Source organism: Pseudomonas cistanchae (assembly GCF_054483635.1).
In genome coordinates, this window is record NZ_JBTLWN010000003.1 from 433112 (window position 1) to 453169 (window position 20058).

The following is a 20058-nucleotide window of genomic DNA, read 5'->3' on the forward strand; positions in this document are numbered from 1 at the left end:
GTTGAGCGCAGTGATACCCAGGGCAGATTTCCCGGGTGTCGCTGCGCTCGACCCGGGCTACGAATCAATGATGAATCTTTCACACAGGACAACCCATGGCGTCCAAGGTCATCCTCGTCATTCTCGACGGCCTGAACTACGAGGTTGCCCGGCACGCGCTGGGTCACCTGCAGGCCTACTGCGGCGCCAAGCGCGCAGCGCTGTACAAGCTCGAATGCGAGCTGCCGTCGCTCTCCCGCCCGCTGTATGAATGCATCCTCACCGGGGTTGCCCCCATCGATAGCGGCGTGGTGCACAACAATGTGGTGCGCCTGTCCAACCAGCGCAGCATCTTCCACTACGCCCGCGACGCCGGCCTGACCACCGCCGCGGCGGCCTATCACTGGATCAGCGAGCTGTACAACCGCGCGCCTTTCGACGCCGCCCACGACCGTCATACCGATGACCTCGAACTGCCGATCCAGCACGGGCATTTCTACTATGCCGATCACTACCCCGACTCCCACCTGTTCGCCGACGCGGAAAGCCTGCGCCTGCGCCACAGCCCGAATTTCCTTTTGGTACACCCGATGAATATCGACGACGCCGGCCACAAGCACGGCCTCGACAGCGCGCAGTACCGCAACAGCGCGCGGGGCGCCGATGTCGTTCTTGCCGACTATCTGCAGGGTTGGCTGGATGCCGGGTACCAGGTGCTGGTCACCGCCGATCACGGCATGAACAACGACCGCAGCCACAACGGCCTGCTCCCGGAGGAACGCGAAGTGCCGCTGTTCGTGCTGGGCTCGGCGTTCAGCCTGCACAGCGAAGCGCGGCCACGGCAGACCGATCTGTGCGGCACCATCTGCGAGTTGCTCGGTGTATCTCACGATAAATCGGTCTGTCGGGACCTGCTGAAATGAGCGCGCCCCTCGACGACAACCTCAAGCTGCCCGGCGACATGCACGCCAGCACGATTGCAGCACCCCGCGCGCCTAGCAGACACATCAAATGGCTGCCGCTGCTGTGCCTGGTGCCCTTCGCCGTCTTCTTCATCGCCTTTCAGATCGCGCCGCTGGTGTGGGTGGCGATCAACAGCCTGAACAGTGCCGAAGGCTGGGGCCTGGCCAATTTCAGCAAGGTAATTAGCTCCAAGTTCTACTTGCAGGCGATCAAGCACAGCCTGCAGATTGCCTTCTGGTCGAGCCTGTTCGGCATGGCGATTGCGATACTCGGCAGCTATTCGCTGCATCAGGTCGATTCCAAGCTGCGCGATTTCGTCATGGCCTTCTCCAACATGACCAGTAACTTCGCCGGGGTGCCGCTGGCCTTCGCCTTTATCATCCTGCTCGGCTTCAACGGCGCGCTGACCCTGCTGCTGATCAAGATCGGCCTGATCGAGAGTTTCAACCTCTACTCGAAAAATGGCCTGATCGTGCTCTATACCTACTTCCAGATTCCCCTCGGCGTGCTGCTGCTCTACCCGGCCTTCGACGCCCTGCGCGAGGATTGGCGCGAGTCCGCCGCGCTGCTCGGCGCCGGCACCTGGGCTTTCTGGCGGCATATCGGCCTGCCAGTGCTGACCCCGGCGCTGCTCGGCACTTTCGTTATCCTCCTGGCCAACGCCCTCGGCGCCTACGCCACCGTGTACTACCTGACCACCGGCAACTTCAACGTGATGCCGATCCGCATCGCCGGCCTGGTTTCCGGCGATATTTCCCTCGACCCGAACCTCGCCAGCGCCCTGGCGATGATCCTGGTCGGCCTGATGGCGGTGATCACCGTGGCCCATCAGCTGCTGCTGAAGAGGAGCTACCATGCTTCGCGCTGACCGAACGCCCGCCGCGCTCTACCACCGCGTCGTGGTCTGGCTCTTGTTTCTGATACTGCTGACACCGCTGGCCGGCACCCTGCTCTATTCGCTGTCCACCAGCTGGTCGGCGAGCATTCTGCCGGATGGCCTGACGCTCAAGTGGTACCTGGCGCTGTGGAGCGATCAGCGCTTTCTCAATGCCTTCGGCCAGTCACTGCTGGTGTGCTTCGGTGCCCTGGCGCTGTCAGTGGTGCTGATTCTGCCGCTGCTGTTCGTGGTGCATTACCACTTTCCCAAGCTCGACGGGCTGATGAACATCCTGATCCTGCTGCCGTTCGCCGTGCCGCCGGTGGTGTCCTCGGTGGGCCTGCTGCAGCTGTACGGCTCCGGTCCGCTGGCGATGACCGGCACACCGTGGATTCTGATCGGCTGCTACTTCACCATCGCCCTGCCGTTTATGTACCGCGCCATCACCAACAACCTGCAGGCGATCAACTTGCCGGACCTGATGGACGCGGCCCATCTGCTCGGCGCCAGCACCTGGAAGGCAGCGTTTCTGGTGGTGCTGCCAAACCTGCGCAAAGGCCTGATGGTCTCGCTGTTTCTCTCGTTCAGCTTTTTGTTCGGCGAGTTCGTGTTCGCCAACATGCTGGTCGGCACCCGTTACGAGACGCTGCAGGTCTACCTCAACAACATGAAAAACAGCAGCGGCCACTTCAACAGCGCCCTGGTGATTTCCTATTTCTTCTTCGTGCTGGTCTTCACCTGGGCCGCTAACCGCCTGAACAAGGACAAGTCATGAGTTATCTGAGCATCCGCGGCCTGCACAAGAGCTACGGCGCCACCTCGATCTTCAGCGATATCGACTGCGAAATCGGCAAGGGCGAATTCGTCACCCTGCTCGGTCCCTCGGGCTGCGGCAAATCCACCCTGTTACGCTGTATTGCCGGGCTGACCGAGGTAAACGGCGGGCAAATCCTTCTGGATGGCGAGGATCTGGTGCCGCAAGCACCGCAAAAGCGCGGCATCGGCATGGTGTTCCAGAGCTACGCGCTGTTCCCCAATATGACCGTGCAGCAGAACGTCGCCTTCGGCCTGCGCATGCAAAAGGTCGCCAAGGAAGAAAGCGCCGAACGCGTGCGCGAAGCCCTGGCTATGGTCGAACTCGGCGACTTCGCCACGCGCTATCCGCACCAACTGTCCGGTGGCCAATGCCAGCGCGTGGCCCTGGCCCGCTCGCTGGTCACCCGCCCACGCTTGCTGCTGCTCGACGAGCCGCTGTCGGCGCTGGACGCACGGATTCGTAAACACCTGCGTGAACAGATCCGTTCGATTCAGCAAGACCTCGGCCTGACCACCATTTTCGTCACCCACGATCAGGAAGAAGCCCTGGTGATGTCTGATCGGATCTTCCTGATGAACGCCGGCAAGATCGTCCAGAGCGGCGATGCGGAAACCCTCTACACCGCGCCCGTCGATGCCTTCGCCGCCGGCTTTATCGGCAACTACAACCTGCTCGACGCCGACGCCGCCAGCCGCCTGCTCGACCGGCCGATAAACAGCCGCATCGCCATCCGCCCCGAGGCCATCCACCTCGGCGGCGAAGGCAACATTAAAGGGCACGTCCGTAGCCACAGCCTGCTCGGCAACGTCATCCGTTACCGCGTCGAGGCACGCGGTGTGGAATTGCTGGTCGACGTATTGAACCGCTCGGCGAGCGACATGCACGACAGCGGCCAGCACATCGCGCTGAGCATCGACGCCGACGCTATCCGGGAGGTGGCGTGATGGCCCTGGCAATTTTCGACCTCGACGAAACCCTGATCCACGGCGACTGCGCCAGCCTGTGGAGCGAGGAAATGGCCAAGCTCGGCTGGGTGGACGCGGAGTCCTTCCTCGACAAGGACCGCGAACTGATGGCGCTGTATGCCGAGGGCAAACTGGCCATGGAGGACTATATGGCCTTCAGCCTCTCGCCCCTGGTCGGGCGCAGCGCCGAGGAAGTCGCCTTCGTCGTCGAGCCCTATGTCGAGGACGTGATCGAGCCGCTGTTCTACAGCGACGCTACCCGCTGCCTGGCGACCCACCGCCAGGCTGGCGACCGCATCCTGATCATTTCCGCCTCCGCGCATTTTCTCGTCAGCGCCATTGCCGCGCGCTTGAACGTCGACGATGTGCTGGCGATTGATCTGGAGCTGCAGCACGGCCATTACAGCGGTCGCACCCAAGGCGTGCTCACTTACCGCGAGGGCAAAGTCAACCGCCTGCATACCTGGTTGCAGGAACAGGGCGAGTGCCTGGATGGCGCCTATTTCTATTCGGATTCGCGCAACGACCTGCCGCTGCTCCAGCAGGTGGACAACCCGCGCGTGGTCAATCCGGACCCGGTGCTGCGCGAACATGCGCAGCACGCGAACTGGCCGATTCTCAGCTGGCGCTAGCCGCCGACACGGCAGGTGCTCCATGGTCTCCCTGCCCGCGGAACAGGCCGGCAAGCGCTGCTGAACGTTTTCTGAACAGCCCCAGTTCGGCGTTCGTGCCACTCCGGTTTGAATGATTTCGCCGGCCAATGGTCCGTGTTAGAGCGCCTGTTCGATGAATTGGCGTGAATGCTGGCACTTTGATCAGCTTTCGTTCTTGCCAGGCGTGAACAAAGCTCGGCATCCTTAGGGAACTGCGACTAAAGTACCGGCCATGGCAAGACCACTTCTGCGAATGCTCACGCGCCTGCGCAATGACTTCCAACTCTCCATCATCACGCTGATGGGCTTGATTGGTGTTGTCGGCATTACCCCCTACGCGGTTTATCGCCTGCTTCAGGGCAACCTTCTGGTTGGCGTGGCGGACACCATCATCGTGCTCTCGACCACCGCTGCGGTGATCTACGCCTGGCGCACCGGCAACACCGAAAAGCCCGGTATTTTCCTGGCGACCGTATTCACCGTGGGCTCCACCCTGGTTGCGATCAACCTGGGGGTCAACGGGGTGTTCTGGATCTATCCGCTGGTGCTGTTCAACTTCTTCATGGTGACCCCCGGCAAAGCGGTGATCGCGACCCTGCTGGTGCTGGTCAGCCTGGTCACACATGCGGTACTTGTGCCAGGGACGGTATTCCAGAGCACCTACCAGATGACCTCGTTTCTGGTCACCAGCCTGATGGCCGGGCTGCTCGCCTTTATCTTTGCCTACCGCACCCGCAGCCAACGCGAACAGCTGCAGCTGCTGGCCATACAGGACCCGCTGACCGGCGCCCGCAACCGGCGCTCGATGAACGAAGAGCTGAAGATCGCCGCTTCGATTCATCGTCGCCACGGCAACAACTACGGCATTCTGGTGATGGATCTGGACCACTTCAAACTGATCAACGACAACTTTGGCCACCAGGCCGGCGACCGGGTGCTGACCGCTTTCGTAAACCTGATCAAGAAATCCTCGCGTCAGGAAGACCGCTTGTTCCGCTTTGGCGGCGAGGAGTTTCTGATGCTCCTGCCCAGCACCGACAAGCCGGGCCTGCTGGCCGCCGCCGAGCATTTGCAGCAGCAGTTGAGGTTGCACCTGCAGGGTCCGGGCGGACCGGTGACGATGTCGATCGGCGGTTCCATCCTGCGCGACGGCGAACATTGGGAGAGCTGGCTGCAGCGCGCCGACCAGCGCCTGTACCGCGCAAAAAGCGCAGGGCGCAACTGCTCGATCATCGAAGACGAGCTGCAACCTGCGGCACCCTTGCAGCTGGGCGCCAGCTAGCGGCACAGCTACTGCGTGATCGGCCGTTTACAAGGGCACCACGGCTGCAATCGCCTGTTACATGCGCCGCACCGGCTTCTGTAACAATCCCCTGGCTGCCCAGTCTATTCAGCACATTCTCTGCTCGGGAACCGCCATGAAACGACGCGCCTTTATCCAGGGTTTCGCCCTGTTACCCGCCCTGCCCTTGCTCGGCAGCTCGCTGACCCTGAGCGCGGCCACGCCGCAGCAAGGTATCGCACCGACCTTCACCCCACTGGATAAACCCCATGCTGCCTGGCGCGAGCTGCTCAGCCCGCAGGCCTATGCGGTGCTGTTCGAAGAAGACACCGAGCGCGCCGGCAGCAGCCCGCTGAACCAGGAAAAGCGCCCAGGTACTTATATCTGCGCAGCCTGTTACCTGCCGCTGTTCGACAGCCAGCACAAATATGAAAGTGGCACCGGCTGGCCCAGCTTTACCCAGGCCATTGAGGGCCACACAGCATTCAAGCGCGACTTCAAGCTGATCTTCCCGCGCACCGAATACCACTGCGCCCGCTGCGGCGGTCATCAGGGCCACCTGTTCGATGACGGCCCGGCGCCGCGCAACGAGCGCTGGTGCAATAACGGTGTTGCATTGAAATTCGTGGCCCAGGGTGAAACCTTGCCCGCCTTGAGGAATTGAACATGGCATTTTTCGAATCGATCCAACGCGCACCGCGTTACCTGGCGCCGCTGCTGCTCGGCCTATCGCTGACCGCCTGCGAACAGAGCTCCGCGCAAGCGCCGGCGGCTCCAGCCAAGTCCGATACAAACGCCAGTAGCGCTACCACACAGGCCACCGCCGTATTTGCCGGCGGATGCTTCTGGTGCACCGAAGCAGACTTCGACAAGTTGCCCGGTGTGCTTGAAACCACCTCGGGCTATATCGGCGGCACCGTCGAGAATCCAACGTACGAGCAGGTGTCGGCGGGCACCACCGGCCATATCGAAGCGGTGCAGGTGCGGTTCGACCCCAGCAAGACCAGCTATGGTGCACTGCTGGAAGCCTTCTGGCCAACCATCGACCCGCTGACGCCCAATGCCCAGTTCTGCGACCAGGGCGCGCAGTATCGCAGCGCGATTTTCTATGCCAACGAGCAGGAGAAGGCCCTGGCCGAAGCCTCGAAAGCGGCGTTGGACGCATCAGGACGCTTCCAGCAAAAGGTGGTCACCGAAGTGCTGCCAGCCACGACCTTTTACCCAGCCGAGGAGTATCACCAGAACTACCATCAGAAGAACCCGCTGCGCTATTCCTACTACCGTAATGGCTGTGGGCGGGATGATCGGCTGGAACAGCTGTGGGGCAAGTGACCACGAAGCGAACTCGCCGCCGACTACCAACGGATGATGGCCGGGCATTCAGCTAGTGATTCAAAGCGGCGGCAGGCGGTTCGCTCGGCTACGGTGACGTTCTCACAGCCGGCGCAGGCATTCCGATGGCACCGTTGAAGCCACTGTTCAAAATCGCATCCTTGGTGGCCCTGGCGGGCTGGCTGGCGCTGATCTGCCTGCCGTTCTGGCAACTGACCGACGAGCTGGTTCTGGGCATTTCGGTACTTCTGCTGGGGTTCATCTACGTCTGGCTGCTGGCAGTTGCCATGCGCCAGCGACCCGAGCCAGGCAGCGGCAAGCCAGGGTTCTTCAGCCTTGGCGGGGTACTGGCGCTGCTGCGCCAGCCCACCGCCGCACTGGCAGCCTGGGTGCATATCCTGTCGTTCGACCTGATGGTGGGGCTATACATCCGCAGCGAAGGCGCAATCGCCGGTATCAGCCATTGGGCCCTCGTGCCCTGCTATCTACTGACGCTGATGTTCGGCCCGCTGGGTTTGCTGGTTTTCCTCGCGCTGCGCTGGTGGCTAGGCACTGCCATCTAGCAACGTGGCAGGGTCAACGGCTGCGCTGGTAAGTCTGGCTGCTATGCCCCGGTAGACGCTGCACTTCATAGCCGTTGGGGTACTCGATGCTCTGGCGGATTCCGCCGCGACTCTCGATCGACTGGCTGCCCTGGTAACTTTCCTGCCGCTCAAGGGTTCCGTCGCCAGGCAAGCGCTGCCCGCCATACAGGTTGTGACTTTCATGGTATTGCGAACCGCTCACACTGCCACTGGCACCTGGGCTGACGTAGGTTTTCGGGATGACTCGAATGGTCTGCGGTGCCTGTTGCTCCGCGTGCAATGAGGCAATCAACAGCAGGCAAGCCAGAACGACCAGATAGCTAGCTTTCGTCATCACAACCTCTGCGCCTTGAGCGCGCGAAATGAACCTAAAGGTTTGGCCAGCTGTACAAGCCGGTGGTTCCGTCCATTGATCAGACCCAGCCAACGCGCCTGAGCCCACACACCGTGACCGATCATCCATTCACAGCATAAACCTGTACCCGCCAACCCGTTTCGCGATACCCATCGCGCTTCGTCCGAACGGCATTCTTTACTATCAGCGGCTCCGCACTCGAACCGAGCTTCGCCCACCAGATGACCATGCGTACCCTTCTATTACTGCTCCTTTGCCTCCCAGGCATCGCAGCAGCCGAGCCCTTCAGCTGCAGGGCCGTGACCATCAGCGAGGGCGACACCTTCACCTGCCTGACCACGGAGAACCAACGTCTGCGAGTTCGTCTGGCCGAAATCGATGCTCCAGAAAGAAAACAGCCGTATGGCGCCGAAGCCAAACAGGCACTGGCTGAAATGATCTTTGAAAAACAGGTAGTACTGGATGTTCAGGACGTCGATCGCTACGGCAGAACCATCGCCCGCGCTTACGTCGGCGGCCGAGATGTTAATTACCTGCTGGTTGAGCAAGGCGCGGCCTGGGCCTCTGCCAAACAGCTGAAGGACCACAGATTGAAGGACGCCGAAACGCTGGCCAGAAACATGGACAAAGGTCTTTGGCAGCTCCCAGCGGAGTCCATAGTCCCGCCCTGGGAATGGCGCTACGCTGGCAGAATCTCAATGCCAGAAAAGGTCAAACCAGGCCGGACCGCTTCGTTTTCCCAGTTTGGAGGTGGTTAAACCGCCCCAGGTCCGCTCAATAGAACAGGCCGGCAATACCGGCCTCTGTTTAAAAAGGTGCTGGAGAGCGAAGATCACTTGCTGGGCAATTCGATGCGATCTTCGTGGATCACGATGCGGCCCTGCTTATACAGGCCGCCAATCGCTTTCTTGAAGTTGCCCTTGCTGACCCGGAACAGCGCGCTGATCGCTTCCGGTGAGCTTTTGTCGTTGAGGTTCAGTTGCCCACCGTTCTCGCGCAGCTTGAGCAAAATCTGCTCGCCAAGGCTGCTGGCGGCCTCCTGACCGACAGGCTGCAGACTCAGGCTAATCTTGCCGTCGGCGCGCACCTCCTTGATAAAGCCTTTTTCCTGCATGCCGCTGCGCAGGAACTTGAACAGCTCGTTCTTGTGAATCAGCCCCCAGTGCTTGCCGTTGATGATGGCCTTGAAGCCCATGTCGGTGGAATCGGCCACCAGCAGGTCGACTTCCTGACCGGGCTGATAATTGGCGGGGAGATTGTCCAAATAACGGTCGAGGCGCGCGGTTGCGGTGATGCGCTTGCTGCGTTTGTCGAGGAACACATGAACGACGCAATAATCCCCCACCTGTAACGGGCGCTTTTCCTCGGAATGGGGCAGCAACAGATCTTTCGGCAAGCCCCAGTCGAGAAACAGCCCCACACGGTTGATATCCACGACTTTCAGGCTGGCAAACTCGCCCACCTGCACTTTGGGCTTTTCCGTGGTGGCGATTAACTTGTCATCGCTGTCCAGGTAGATGAATACGTTCAGCCAGTCCTCCACCTCGCTGGGTGTATCGGACGGGATATACCGCTTGGGCAGAAGTATCTCGCCGTCCGCGCCGCCATCCAGATACAAGCCAAAATCCGTGTGTTTGACGACCTGCAAACTATTCATTCTTCCGATAACAGCCATGTGCCTACCCTCTTTGCGAGCCGCGCATTCTACCCGAGTTGCGCCCTCGTTTCGCGCGCTCGCATGCGCAGGGCAAAACCTAATCAATTATTGGAAAAGAAATGCATCTACTTTACGAGTCGATATAAATCAGCAACTTGAGAATATATTCAGCCACTTCGCGTAATTAAATAAACGATTTATAGCGGGTTAATAAGCGCTTCGGCCGTTATTAATCGAGCAATTGTCAAGTCGTTCGCGTACAATCGCCTGCCAAATTAATTTTAAAAAGGTTAATGGCCGCCATGCGCGTAAAAGCATCCAACAGCAAACCAAAACCCGCTCCAGCCGTTGAAACCAGCGCTTCTATCGATGCGCAGATTGCCGCATTTCTGAAGTCCGGCGGCGAGATCCAGCAAATCGCCAAGGGCGTAAGCGGTCAGGTCTACGGCACCTCCAAGCAGATCACCATCGGCAAGAAATAAAGCCCGCCAAGCCCCGCAGCGCTTTGCTGGCTACCACAAAGCGCTGGGCTGCACATCCTCCCCGCCTCATCCCCTCCGCATCGAAAACATTTTCATTTATTTAGCAAACCGCCACTGGCGCGTAGCACAACCTTGTTTCAGAATCATGACAAGCCGTCCTAAGTGGCGCCTTTCGCGCGTTGCGAGCGGTTTGTTCAGGAGTTGTTGTGCGACCTTTCAGCCATCGGCTGCAATATCCAGGCGCCTTGCTGGCGCTGGGTACCTTGTTCATCCTCATTCCTCTGATCAGCCGCGTTGCGCTGGATTGGACACACCCCTATGGCCTGCTGTCAGACCTAGCCATTGGCTGCCTGCTGGTCGCACTGTTGCATCAACGCAGCTGGCTGCTGAGCGTTCCGGTCATCCTGGCGTGGTGCGTATTCATTCTGGGCACTGCAGAACTCGTCAGCGCGGTCGGGCGCATGCCCGAGCTGGCAGACCTTCACTACCTGACCGACGCGCAATTCGTCAGCCACTCCACGCAGGGCAGCGGGCTCAGCCAACCCTTGCTGGCACTGGCTCTGGGCCTTGCTATCGTCGTTTATCTGGTGGTGCGGTGGCGCCAATCCGGCGGAGCTCGCCAGCGCTTCTCCCCGATTTGGCTGGTGCCCGGAATCGCCCTGCTGATCGGCCATGCGGCTTTGCAGTACCGCAACCCCAGCGAGGCCGACCAGTGGCTGCAGTTCAACCTGACTCACAAACTGTTGGCTGAAAGCCTCAGCAGCGCGCAACTGCGCGTGGAGGACTGGGTTTCTAGTGATCTGCCTTCAAGCCCGGCGGATATCAGCGACCTGACCCAGCTTGACCTCAACGGCACGCCTTTGCTCAAGCAGGCGGGAGCCGCCCGTAACGTTCTGATTATCACCCTCGAAGGCATTCCAGGCGCTTATCTGGATGCCAGTCGCAAGGCCATCGGCAGCAGCTACCAGCAAAACCCCATGCCGCGCCTGAGCGAATGGGCCGAGCGTGGCATGCTGACCCCCGATTACGTACTGCACAGCCACCAGACCATCCGCGGCCTCTACGCGATGCTCTGTGGCGACTACAGCAAACTGGACTCCGGCACGCCCAAAGGCGTCGAGCTGCTGAACAACCCGACACGCAGTGAGCAATGCCTACCGGCGCAACTGCGCGAGAACGGCTTCAGCACCCACTACCTGCAAGGCGCTGGGCTGCGCTTCATGGCCAAAGACCAGATCATGCCGCGCATGGGCTTCGACAAGACCCTGGGCCGCAGCTGGTTCAAGAACAAGCCGTACCTGGAATTCCCCTGGGGCATGGACGACAAGGCGTATTTCGAAGGCGCGCTCGGTTATGTCAAGCAACTGCGCAAGGGCAAGCAACCCTGGATGTTGACGCTGCTAACCGTCGGCACCCATCAACCTTACTCCGCGCCGCCGGATTACCTTGAGCGCTTCCCGACGGCCAAGCAGGCGGCAATTGCCTACCTCGACGATGCGGTGGCTGATTTCCTGCAGGGGCTGGAACGGCAAGGTGTGCTCAAGGACACACTGGTCATGGTCACGTCAGACGAGTCCCACGGCATCGAAAAGGTTCGCCTGGCCTCGGCCTGGGGCTTCAATCTGATACTCGCGCCCGAGCAGAAGCAGCTGCCCTCGTTGAAGACTGGCACTTACGGGCATGTCGACCTGGCCGCCTCGGTGCTCGATTACTTCGACCTGCCCATGCCGGCGGATATCGCCGGGCGCTCGCTGCTGCGCGACTACAGCAGCGGTCGACCGATCATGTCCTACACCAATGGCCTGCTGCGCCAGCACGACGGCCAGGGCACCTTCATCGAATGCGACTTCCGCAAGGTCTGCCGACGTTATGCCAGCGCCGGCTTCATCGCCGATAGCGCGCGTTACCTGGGCCGTGAAAGCGGCCGCCCCGCGCGTTTGATTAGCCAGCGGGCCGCTTTGCTCGACCAATCGCTGCAGACCGGCGAAGTCAGCCTGCGCTATCAGTTCGCCAACCGCACGCCGATTCAGCTCAACTCAACCGCTGGCGATGACTGGGCCGACAATCTGGTGGGTGCCCAGTACTTGGAACTGCCAAAGGGCACGCAAACCACCGTGACCCTCAAGATACGTGCCGTGCGCATGGACAAGCACGGCGCCAGACTGCAGTTGAAGACCAAGGAGTACGACCGCGACGTGGTTGTCCAGATCCCCGATCTGCCGCTGCTGACCGCCGACCGGCCCGTCGAGGTGAGCTTCGTCTTCGACAACCTCGACACCCGCAAAGCCTTCTCTTTTCACCTGCTGGGGCAAGGCCAAGGCAGCATCGAGATCACCGACTTCAGCGTGATCAGCGAACACCGTGAAGATCAGCTGATCGCGGCCAAGCGCGACAAGGACGAAGTCGGTCTCCAGGCCCAGTAGACCCGAATGTCAGTCGGCCTGCAGGCTCAGGCGCAACAGCTGCCCTTTCGCCGAGTCGGTCAGCACATAGAGGTAGCCATCCGGGCCCTGGCGCACGTCACGAATGCGCGCATCGAGGTCCTCCAGCAGACGCTCTTCGCGTTTCACCCGGTCGCCGTCCAATTCCAGGCGAATCAGCGCCTGCCCTGCCAGCGCACCAACGAACAGATTGCCCTGCCACTGCGGAATGCGCGTCGCGTCGTAGAACGCCATCCCGCTGATCGCCGGCGACTTCTCCCAGACATGATGCGGCGCTTCGGTACCCTCGACCACCTCACCCTGTGCTTCGGGAATAGCCAGCATTGAATAGTTGATGCCGTGGGTTGCAAGTGGCCAGCCATAGTTCTTGCCAGCCAGGGGAATATTGATCTCGTCGCCGCCACGCGGGCCGTGCTCGTGGGTCCAGAGCGCCCCGGTCCGGGGATTGAGCGCCGCGCCCTGCTGGTTGCGATGGCCATAGGACCAGATTTCCGGCCGCACGCCCTGCTGACCAACAAAGGGGTTGTCGCTCGGTACCCGGCCATCGGCGTGCAGTCGCACGATCTTGCCCTGCAGCTTGGCGAGGTCCTGAGAGGTCGGTCGCTGATTGTTCTCGCCCAGCGCGACGAACAGATAACCGTCGCGGTCAAACACCAGGCGGGAGCCGAAATGGGTGCCGGTCGAGAGCTTCGGTTGTTGCCGGAAAATCACCTGAAAATTCGTCAGATCGCGGTGGTCCGCCGACAACTCGCCGCGGCCGACCGCAGTGCCCGCGCGCTGGTCTTCGCCTTCTTCGGCGTAGGAGAGGTAAACCAGCCGGTCCTTGCTGAAGTTCGGCGACAGCACGACATCCAGCAACCCGCCCTGGCCGGTGGCGAATACCTCAGGCACCCCGCTGATTGGCGCCGACAGCTCGCCACCGGCAGTCACCCGGCGCAGGTTGCCTGAGCGCTCGGTGACCAGCATGCCCTGCCCGTCCGGTAGGAACGCCAGGCTCCACGGGTTGCTCAGATCAGCCACCAGGGTTTCGACCTGCACCTCGCCCAGCTCACTCGGCAGCAGCTGAACGTCGGCATGCGCCATGGGCGCCGTGAGCACAGCGGTCAAGGCCAAAAGAGACAACGGACGTAGCCGAAACGGCGTTTGCGGGGACATGGGGCACTCCTGGATGGATGATTGCGGACCCGCCGGAGTGTGCAACAGGCTTGACCGGCTTTCAGCAGCCAGACGGTTTCATCAGGTTTCAGGTCGATCAATACATCGCGTACTTGCGTTCGATGGCTGCGTACTGCCCGCTTGCACGTAGCGTGGCCAGGCCCTGGTTGAACTGGTCACGCTGCTGCTGCAAGCGAAACCCGACCTGATACGGCGTCGGCTCGAACAAGCGAAACCAGCTCAATGGCTGGCTGACATCGACCTGGTCGTACACTTCACGGTTGAAGTATTGAAGGATGCGCACGTCGGCGATCACCACGTCCACCCTACCGCTGTACAGCAGGCGATTACGGGCAATTTGGTTGGCCTCTTCGCGGTAGCGCGGGTTGGCTTCTGCCATCTGGCGAAACTCGTCGCCCAGCAGATGACGCGCTCGCTGAAAGGCACTGACGGAATAATCTTTCAAATCGGCGATCTGCTTGATCGGGTACTGGCGCGCACGCAGCGACACGGCGACATTCTGGTAATGAATGTAGGGGTCGGAATAGAACGCGCTGACGCCGCTGCGCTCACTGGTGGTGGCGATGGCATCGACCTGGTCGCGCTGCAACAACAGATGCAGACGCTCCATGGGTGCGTAAAACACCTCGACCTGCAGCCCTGCCAAAGTGGCGGCAGCATTGATGATCTCGTACTCAAGCCCACGGGGCTCGTTCTCGAATATGTAAGGCGGCTTGTGGGTACCAAACCCAAGGCGCAGGTGCTCCGCCATCAGTAACTGGCTCGCGAACAACAACGTGAAACCTAATAGCCACCTCATGCCCACACCTTAAACCTGGATAGATGCAGCATAGCTGGACATGGGTTCGGTATGCGCGCAGGCCACGCCGCCCCACTGGGGTCGGCACAGCTAAGCCTTCGCCGAGCTCAGCCCTACTTCGCTGCTACGGCTGAAACTCGACCTGGCTGGCTACCCGTAGTTCGGCAAGCGGGGATATGGCACTAAACGAGATTGGCTTTGGCCGCCGTATCGTCAAAGACCTCCGGCACCAGCGCCGCCGTACCCTGATCGTCGAGCAACTCGCGGGAATGCTCGCCTCCCGGAATGCTGCTGTCGATCATGCTCAGCAGTTGCAGGCCCCGTGGCGTCAGCACGAAGTTCTCGCCGTTGCCGCCCTCATCTTCCGGCCGTGGCTCGATAAAGCCCGCTTCGAGCAACTGCGACTCGTAATCCGCCGCCTGCGCCTTCAGCGCATCCAGATTGCTGGTGTGCTCGCCTGCGCGCTCAAGCTCCTGCGCCAGCTCTTCGGCATAGGCCCGTGGCGCGAAATTTTTTCCGGCGGAATTTTGCACTTCATGCAGCAGGCGCTCGATAAGATCCCAGTTATAAGACATAGCATCCTCTCCCATTCGCGTAGCGCTCCACCCAGTGGCAGGCGCGAGGGCCTCGTTGCGGTCGCCCTCATCATTTCGGACCCGCCCAGGCCTGTTTAGGTTCGACCTGGCGCCGCAGCGCGCCCTGAACCATGCCCCGGCGCCAGCAGTCAGACGTACGCCAACCGTTCCGCTTCGAGGTTTCCGCCCCATGCGCCTGTTCCAGCCCCTGCTCGCCGTTGCGCTCTTGCTCACCACCGCAGCCGTTCAGGCGGACGCACCGCTTCGCCTGGTGCACCTGCAGCGCTGTGGCGATCTGTTCGATGAGCGCCAGCTACTATTCTGCCTCGACAGCCAGGGCCTGAACCGCGGCGCGTTCACCGTGCTGCTCAACGGCACGCCATTGCCGAACGCGGCAATCGAGCGCAACGGCAAGGCATTGCAGATCAGGATCGCCAGGGATACCCAACAAAGCGGGCCGATCTGGCTGGAGCAGCAGGGTCAGGCCAGCAATCCGGTCTGGCTGTCGCTCAAGGGCAGCCATGTGCTGGCGGCCAAACCCGGCGAAGTGGCGAAGAACATGGATGGGCTGACCACCTATGTCGACCTGATCAGCCTGATCATCGAAGAGGACGCCGATGGCCTCGCGGTGTCCCGACAGCTCGCAAAAAAATACGGCGCCGAAGTGGTGGGGGCCATCGCGCCGCTGAACACCTACCAGCTGCGCCTACCCGTGGACAACCTCACCGAGCGTGACGCCATGGTGCTGCGCCTCGGCAGCGAGGTCAGTGTGGACGCCGTGGTGATCGAGGAGTCCGCTGCCGAGGAAGGCGAAGCCGAAGCCCAGTACAGGCCGTCAACAACCATGCCGAACCAAAACGAATGGGCAGCGAACCGCTTTCTCGATGCGGTCAATTACTACCAGCGGCGCATTCCTGCTAAGGACGCGCCCGTGCCGACCACGCCGGTGCGCATCGGTCTGATCGAACGCGACGTGGATTTCGATGCAGCCGATTTCAACGACTACCTGGGCGCAGCCCATCGCGCCGATGACCAACCGCACACTCGCCTGTATGCACGGGATGCGGCGCGGCCGGACGGGCACGGCTCTACCGTGGCCGGCATCCTCGCGGCGCGCTGGGACAAGGGCGGCAACACGGGTTTCCTGCGCGGCCTGGACGGCGCCGGCCCGGGTTTTGAGGTAATCGTGGAACGCAACTCCGATGCGGGCATCACCGCCAACATCGCGGCCTCGGTCAACCTGGTGGAAGACGGTGTACGGGTGCTCAACTGGAGCTGGGGCATTCACCGGATCGGTGCGAAGAATATCCGCGGGGACGAAGTCGACTCGCTGGTTCGCTCGGGTCTTGCCATGAGCGGCTACGAAGAATTGCTCGAAGAGTTCTTCCTGTGGCTGCGCAGCGAGCATCCGCAGGTGGTGGTGGTCAACTCGGCCGGCAATGGCGCGTCGTTTTCCGGCGCCGACGAATATCGGCTGCCCTCGTCGTTTATCACCGATCAATTGCTGGTCGTCGGCGGGCACCAGCGCAGTGAGCGCGATGTGCCGGTAGAGGACCCCGGATACGCGATCAAGCGCAGCTCGTCGAACAGCGATACCCGGGTCGATATCAGCGCCGCCGCGTGCGTGCACGCCTCCACCACGGGCGAGAACAAGCAGGGCGAGATCCATTGCGGAACCTCCTACGCCACGCCGCTGGTGGCCGGCCTGGTCGCCGGGCTGTTGTCGATCAACCCCGATCTGCACCCCGCCCAGCTGCGCATGCTGCTGCGCCGTAGCGCCATGACCCTGGGCGAGGAATTCGACTTCGAGCCGACCGATGCAGAGGACCTGACCGCGCCAATTCTGCCCTCCGAGCGCAACTACGAGCTGAACAACCCGGACATCGGCCGCTCCGCGCGACTCGACATGCAGAAGGCCCTCGACCTTGCGGTAAAAAGCCGCGATCGCGTGCGCTAGGTTCGCTCGCCGATCGGGTAAGGCGTGGCGCGCAGCCTGAACTTTCCTCGGCCGGGCGTACTCAACCGGGCACGTCAGCCTGTTGCTGTGAGGACATTGCCATGAGAACCACCCTGCCAAGCAAAACCGCCCTGGGCATGTGCGCCGCCTTTGCTCTGTTCGCCCAGAGCACGGCCTACGCCTCCTGCAGTTCTGAGGAGGCGACCGCCAAGGCCGAGCAACTCGCGGCCAAGATCGAAGAGATCACCCAGAAAGACCCTGCCCGCGCCGCCCAGCTGCGCGCAGAGCTGAAGGAAACTTCGCCGGAAACCTCTTCAGACGAACTGGAAAACGGCTGCGAAGGTTATGACCAGCGCCTCAAGGAGCTGGAAAAAGCTGGCGACGAGGTTGACGCCGGCAACAACTAGCGCCATCCACCTGCCGCAATCACCCAGATCGATAACAGAGGATTCGTCGCGCCTTGGCCACTCCGGTCTAGACTTCAGCCACTTTGCTCAGCCCTAACTGGAGACCTCCCATGCTTAAAGCCGAATATCAGACCCGCGGCCCCGTTCCCCACGAAGCGATTGCCGCAGTTGCGTTGCAGCTACCTGCCCTGACCGCCGGCCAGGCGCGGGTAAAGGTGCTGGCGGCGCCCATCAACCCTTCAGACGTGCTTACCCTAACGGGCGAATACGGCATGTTGCCGCCGCTGCCAGCCATCGGCGGCAACGAAGGGGTCGGCCGAGTGGAAGAACTGGGCCCCGACGTCAGCCACCTCAAGGTCGGCCAAATGGTATTGCTGCCGGTCGGCTGCGGTACCTGGGTCAGCCACCTGAACGCTCCAGCCAACAAGCTGATTCCCCTGCCTGAGGCCGACCCGCAGCAGTTGGCGATGATGACCGTGAACCCACCGACGGCGTCGTTGATGCTCAGCGAATTCGTCGACCTGAAGCCGGGCGACTGGGTGATCCAGAACGCCGCCAACTCGGGTGTCGGTAGCTACCTCATCCAGCTGGCCAAGCTGCGCGGTTTCAAGACGGTCAACGTGGTGCGCCGCGAATCGGCGGTCGCCGGAGTGGAAGCCGAAGGCGGCGACGTGGTGCTGGTCGACGGCGCTGACCTGGCCAAGCGCGTGCGTGCAGCGACTGGCGGCGCGGCAATTCGCCTGGGCATCGACGCAGTTGGCGGCGAATCAACCGACCACCTTGCCGCCAGCCTGAGCGAGGGTGGCGTACTGGTCAATTACGGGATGATGAGCCGGCAACCCTGTCAGGTATCGCCCGCCTCTTTCGTCTTTCGCGACGTCAGCCTGCGCGGCTTCTGGTTGGCCAAGTGGTTCCAGAATGCCAGCCAGGCCGAGCAGATGAAGGTATTCGGCGAGCTGACCCAACTGATCGCCAGCGGCAAACTGCATACCCGCGTCGCCGCGACCTATGACGTCAGCGAGATCAAGCAGGCCGTGGCAGCCGCCGCCAGTGGCGAGCGCGACGGCAAGATCCTGATCGTTCCGAAGTAATCGCACGCTGACGACGGCGGGCAGCCTCGTAGGATGGATGACGCTTCACCCATCCACCAACTGCGATGGTGGATGAAAAAAGCGTCATCCACCCTACAGAGCTCGTGGACGCAATCCGGGACAAACGCTGCGTGCACCGCTGCGACCATAGCGATCTTGTCGGGTTACGCGGCGGCCGGTGGCGATGACGCTGCGCAAAATGCGATAGGCGCCGCTAACCCGACCTACCCTGCTACGAACACGCCCTGCAAATACGGATTATTCCGCGCTGGGCTTGCGGCGTTTCAACGGCGCCAGGCCATCCTGGCTGACCAGCACGGGCGCATCGACTTTTGGTTTGTTGATCGTGTTGCGCTTGCTCGGCGCCTTGGCGGCCGGCTTCTTCGCAATCTTCTTGCCGGTTTTGGGGTCGACCTTTTTCTTCTTCGGGCCCACTGCCTTGCCGGACGCCTTGAGGTTCTTCGGCCCTTGATAGATGCCTTTGAGGTCCTTGATATTGCGGCGTTCGAAGCGCTGCTTGAGGTAGCGCTCGATGCTCGACATCAGCGCCCAGTCGTTGTGACAGATCAGCGAGATCGCCAGACCTTCTGCGCCGGCACGGCCGGTGCGGCCGATGCGGTGCACGTATTCGTCGCCGGAGCGCGGCATGTCGAAGTTGATCACCAAGTCCAGACCGTCAACATCCAGGCCACGGGCGGCGACATCGGTGGCTACCAGAATCTTCACCGCGCCCTGCTTGAGGCGGTCGATGGCCAGCTTGCGGTCCTTCTGGTCCTTTTCGCCGTGCAGCACGAAGGTTTTAAAGTCATGGGCGACCAACTTGCCATACAGGCGATCAGCCTGAACCCGGGTATTGGTGAAGATGATTGCCTTGTCGTAGGTCTCGTTTTTCAGCAACCACTCGACCAGACGCTCCTTATGGTGGTTATGGTCGGCGGTGATGATCTGCTGACGGGTGCCCTCGTTCAGCTGGCTGACGCGGTTGAGCTGCAGGTGCTGCGGCTCTTTCAGGACCTTTTCGACCATCTCGCGCAAGCCGGCGCCGCCACTGGTGGCGGAAAACAGCAAGGTCTGGCGCTCGGCATTGCACAGTTCGCTGAGGCGCTGGACGTCTTCGGCAAAACCCATGTCGAGCATGCGGTCCGCTTCGTCGAGCACCAGCACCTCGACCTCATCGAGCAGCAGATTGCCGGCGTTGGCGTGTTCGATCAGACGCCCTGGCGTGCCGATCAGGATGTCGACCCGACGCAGCATCGCGGCCTGCACCTTGAAGTCCTCGCCACCGGTGATCAGACCGGCCTTGAGAAAGGTGAATTGGGCGAAGCGTTCGACTTCCTTGAGAGTCTGCTGGGCCAGCTCGCGGGTCGGCAGCATGATCATTGCGCGAACGCTCATGCGTGGCGATGAGGCGCCATCGCCAAGTAGGCGGTTGAGCATCGGCAGCACGAAGGCTGCAGTCTTGCCGCTGCCGGTCTGCGCGGTTACCCGCAAATCCTGCCCCTGCAGCGCCAGTGGAATGGCCGCCACCTGCACCGGGGTAGGCTCGGTAAAGTTCAGCGCAGCCACGCCTTTAAGCAGGCGTTCATGCAGGGCGAATTGGGAAAACACGGGAGCAACCTCGACAAAAACAAAAAATCAGCCGCATAGCCTAACGCTTTCCGGCGCT

General features: G+C 61.5%; 21 protein-coding genes. 15 read left to right on the forward strand and 6 right to left on the reverse strand.

What is annotated here, in order from left to right:
- Positions 1-95: 95 nt before the first annotated feature.
- The 9 genes from ACX0MV_RS12045 (at position 96) to ACX0MV_RS12085 (ending at position 7431) form a co-directional block, all read left to right on the forward strand.
- Positions 96-902, forward strand: coding sequence for an alkaline phosphatase family protein (locus ACX0MV_RS12045; RefSeq protein ID WP_458982741.1), 807 nt, complete (start codon positions 96-98; stop codon positions 900-902).
- 38 nt (positions 903-940) lie between these two features.
- Positions 941-1810, forward strand: a complete 870-nt coding sequence (locus tag ACX0MV_RS12050) for an ABC transporter permease (protein WP_458982813.1) — start codon at positions 941-943, stop codon at positions 1808-1810.
- Positions 1797-2594: an ABC transporter permease gene (locus ACX0MV_RS12055; RefSeq protein WP_458982742.1), complete on the forward strand. Its 798-nt coding sequence runs from the start codon at positions 1797-1799 to the stop codon at positions 2592-2594. Before ACX0MV_RS12050 ends, ACX0MV_RS12055 begins: the two co-directional genes overlap by 14 nt.
- Positions 2591-3580 carry an ABC transporter ATP-binding protein gene (locus ACX0MV_RS12060; RefSeq protein ID WP_458982743.1) on the forward strand — a complete coding sequence of 330 codons (990 nt, stop codon included), beginning with the start codon at positions 2591-2593 and terminating at the stop codon, positions 3578-3580. The genes ACX0MV_RS12055 and ACX0MV_RS12060 overlap by 4 nt, the downstream gene beginning before the upstream one ends.
- Entirely contained in the window at positions 3580-4233 is a 654-nt protein-coding gene (locus tag ACX0MV_RS12065; protein WP_458982744.1) for an HAD family hydrolase, read from the forward strand. Before ACX0MV_RS12060 ends, ACX0MV_RS12065 begins: the two co-directional genes overlap by 1 nt.
- Before the next feature lie 253 nt (positions 4234-4486).
- Entirely contained in the window at positions 4487-5536 is a 1050-nt protein-coding gene (locus ACX0MV_RS12070; protein ID WP_458982745.1) for a GGDEF domain-containing protein, read from the forward strand.
- A 136-nt stretch (positions 5537-5672) separates the two neighbouring features.
- Entirely contained in the window at positions 5673-6200 is a 528-nt protein-coding gene (gene msrB, locus ACX0MV_RS12075) for a peptide-methionine (R)-S-oxide reductase MsrB (protein ID WP_458982746.1), read from the forward strand.
- Positions 6201-6202: 2 nt separating this feature from the next.
- Positions 6203-6868 carry a peptide-methionine (S)-S-oxide reductase MsrA gene (msrA, locus tag ACX0MV_RS12080; RefSeq protein WP_458982747.1) on the forward strand — a complete coding sequence of 222 codons (666 nt, stop codon included), beginning with the start codon at positions 6203-6205 and terminating at the stop codon, positions 6866-6868.
- A 125-nt stretch (positions 6869-6993) separates the two neighbouring features.
- Positions 6994-7431, forward strand: a complete 438-nt coding sequence (locus ACX0MV_RS12085; RefSeq protein ID WP_458982748.1) for an ABA4-like family protein — start codon at positions 6994-6996, stop codon at positions 7429-7431.
- 13 nt (positions 7432-7444) lie between these two features.
- On the opposite strand, the gene ACX0MV_RS12090 is transcribed toward ACX0MV_RS12085, so the two are convergent.
- Positions 7445-7786 (reverse strand): hypothetical protein, encoded by a 342-nt coding sequence (locus ACX0MV_RS12090; protein WP_458982749.1) that lies wholly within the window; start codon positions 7784-7786, stop codon positions 7445-7447.
- A 320-nt stretch (positions 7787-8106) separates the two neighbouring features.
- Here ACX0MV_RS12090 and ACX0MV_RS12095 point away from each other — a divergent pair, with 320 nt between their 5' ends.
- Positions 8107-8565, forward strand: a complete 459-nt coding sequence (locus ACX0MV_RS12095) for a thermonuclease family protein (protein WP_458982750.1) — start codon at positions 8107-8109, stop codon at positions 8563-8565.
- A 74-nt stretch (positions 8566-8639) separates the two neighbouring features.
- Here ACX0MV_RS12095 and ACX0MV_RS12100 read toward each other — a convergent pair whose 3' ends face one another.
- On the reverse strand, positions 8640-9482 hold the full coding sequence (locus ACX0MV_RS12100; protein WP_458982751.1) for a CvfB family protein: 843 nt from the start codon (positions 9480-9482) through the stop codon (positions 8640-8642).
- Positions 9483-9757: 275 nt separating this feature from the next.
- Between ACX0MV_RS12100 and ACX0MV_RS12105 the strand changes: the two genes are divergently transcribed.
- Both ACX0MV_RS12105 and ACX0MV_RS12110 read left to right on the forward strand, forming a co-directional pair.
- Complete coding sequence (locus ACX0MV_RS12105; RefSeq protein WP_458982752.1) at positions 9758-9946, forward strand: hypothetical protein; 189 nt, start codon at positions 9758-9760, stop codon at positions 9944-9946.
- 206 nt (positions 9947-10152) lie between these two features.
- Positions 10153-12369, forward strand: coding sequence for an LTA synthase family protein (locus ACX0MV_RS12110; protein ID WP_458982753.1), 2217 nt, complete (start codon positions 10153-10155; stop codon positions 12367-12369).
- A gap of 9 nt (positions 12370-12378) precedes the next feature.
- On the opposite strand, the gene ACX0MV_RS12115 is transcribed toward ACX0MV_RS12110, so the two are convergent.
- The 3 genes from ACX0MV_RS12115 to ACX0MV_RS12125 all read right to left on the reverse strand — a co-directional run bounded on the left by ACX0MV_RS12115 (position 12379) and on the right by ACX0MV_RS12125 (position 14937).
- Positions 12379-13470, reverse strand: coding sequence for a PQQ-dependent sugar dehydrogenase (locus ACX0MV_RS12115; protein WP_458982814.1), 1092 nt, complete (start codon positions 13468-13470; stop codon positions 12379-12381).
- A gap of 169 nt (positions 13471-13639) precedes the next feature.
- Positions 13640-14362, reverse strand: coding sequence for a substrate-binding periplasmic protein (locus ACX0MV_RS12120; protein ID WP_458982754.1), 723 nt, complete (start codon positions 14360-14362; stop codon positions 13640-13642).
- Positions 14363-14544: 182 nt separating this feature from the next.
- On the reverse strand, positions 14545-14937 hold the full coding sequence (locus tag ACX0MV_RS12125; RefSeq protein WP_458982755.1) for a transcriptional regulator: 393 nt from the start codon (positions 14935-14937) through the stop codon (positions 14545-14547).
- Positions 14938-15127: 190 nt separating this feature from the next.
- Between ACX0MV_RS12125 and ACX0MV_RS12130 the strand changes: the two genes are divergently transcribed.
- The 3 genes from ACX0MV_RS12130 to ACX0MV_RS12140 all read left to right on the forward strand — a co-directional run bounded on the left by ACX0MV_RS12130 (position 15128) and on the right by ACX0MV_RS12140 (position 18392).
- On the forward strand, positions 15128-16894 hold the full coding sequence (locus ACX0MV_RS12130) for a S8/S53 family peptidase (protein WP_458982756.1): 1767 nt from the start codon (positions 15128-15130) through the stop codon (positions 16892-16894).
- A 101-nt stretch (positions 16895-16995) separates the two neighbouring features.
- The gene (locus ACX0MV_RS12135; RefSeq protein WP_458982757.1) at positions 16996-17301 is read left to right on the forward strand and encodes a hypothetical protein; all 306 of its coding nucleotides are present in this window, start codon (positions 16996-16998) and stop codon (positions 17299-17301) included.
- A 110-nt stretch (positions 17302-17411) separates the two neighbouring features.
- Positions 17412-18392 (forward strand): zinc-dependent alcohol dehydrogenase family protein, encoded by a 981-nt coding sequence (locus ACX0MV_RS12140; RefSeq protein ID WP_458982758.1) that lies wholly within the window; start codon positions 17412-17414, stop codon positions 18390-18392.
- A 258-nt stretch (positions 18393-18650) separates the two neighbouring features.
- On the opposite strand, the gene ACX0MV_RS12145 is transcribed toward ACX0MV_RS12140, so the two are convergent.
- Positions 18651-20000 (reverse strand): DEAD/DEAH box helicase, encoded by a 1350-nt coding sequence (locus ACX0MV_RS12145; protein WP_458982759.1) that lies wholly within the window; start codon positions 19998-20000, stop codon positions 18651-18653.
- Positions 20001-20058 lie beyond the last annotated feature (58 nt).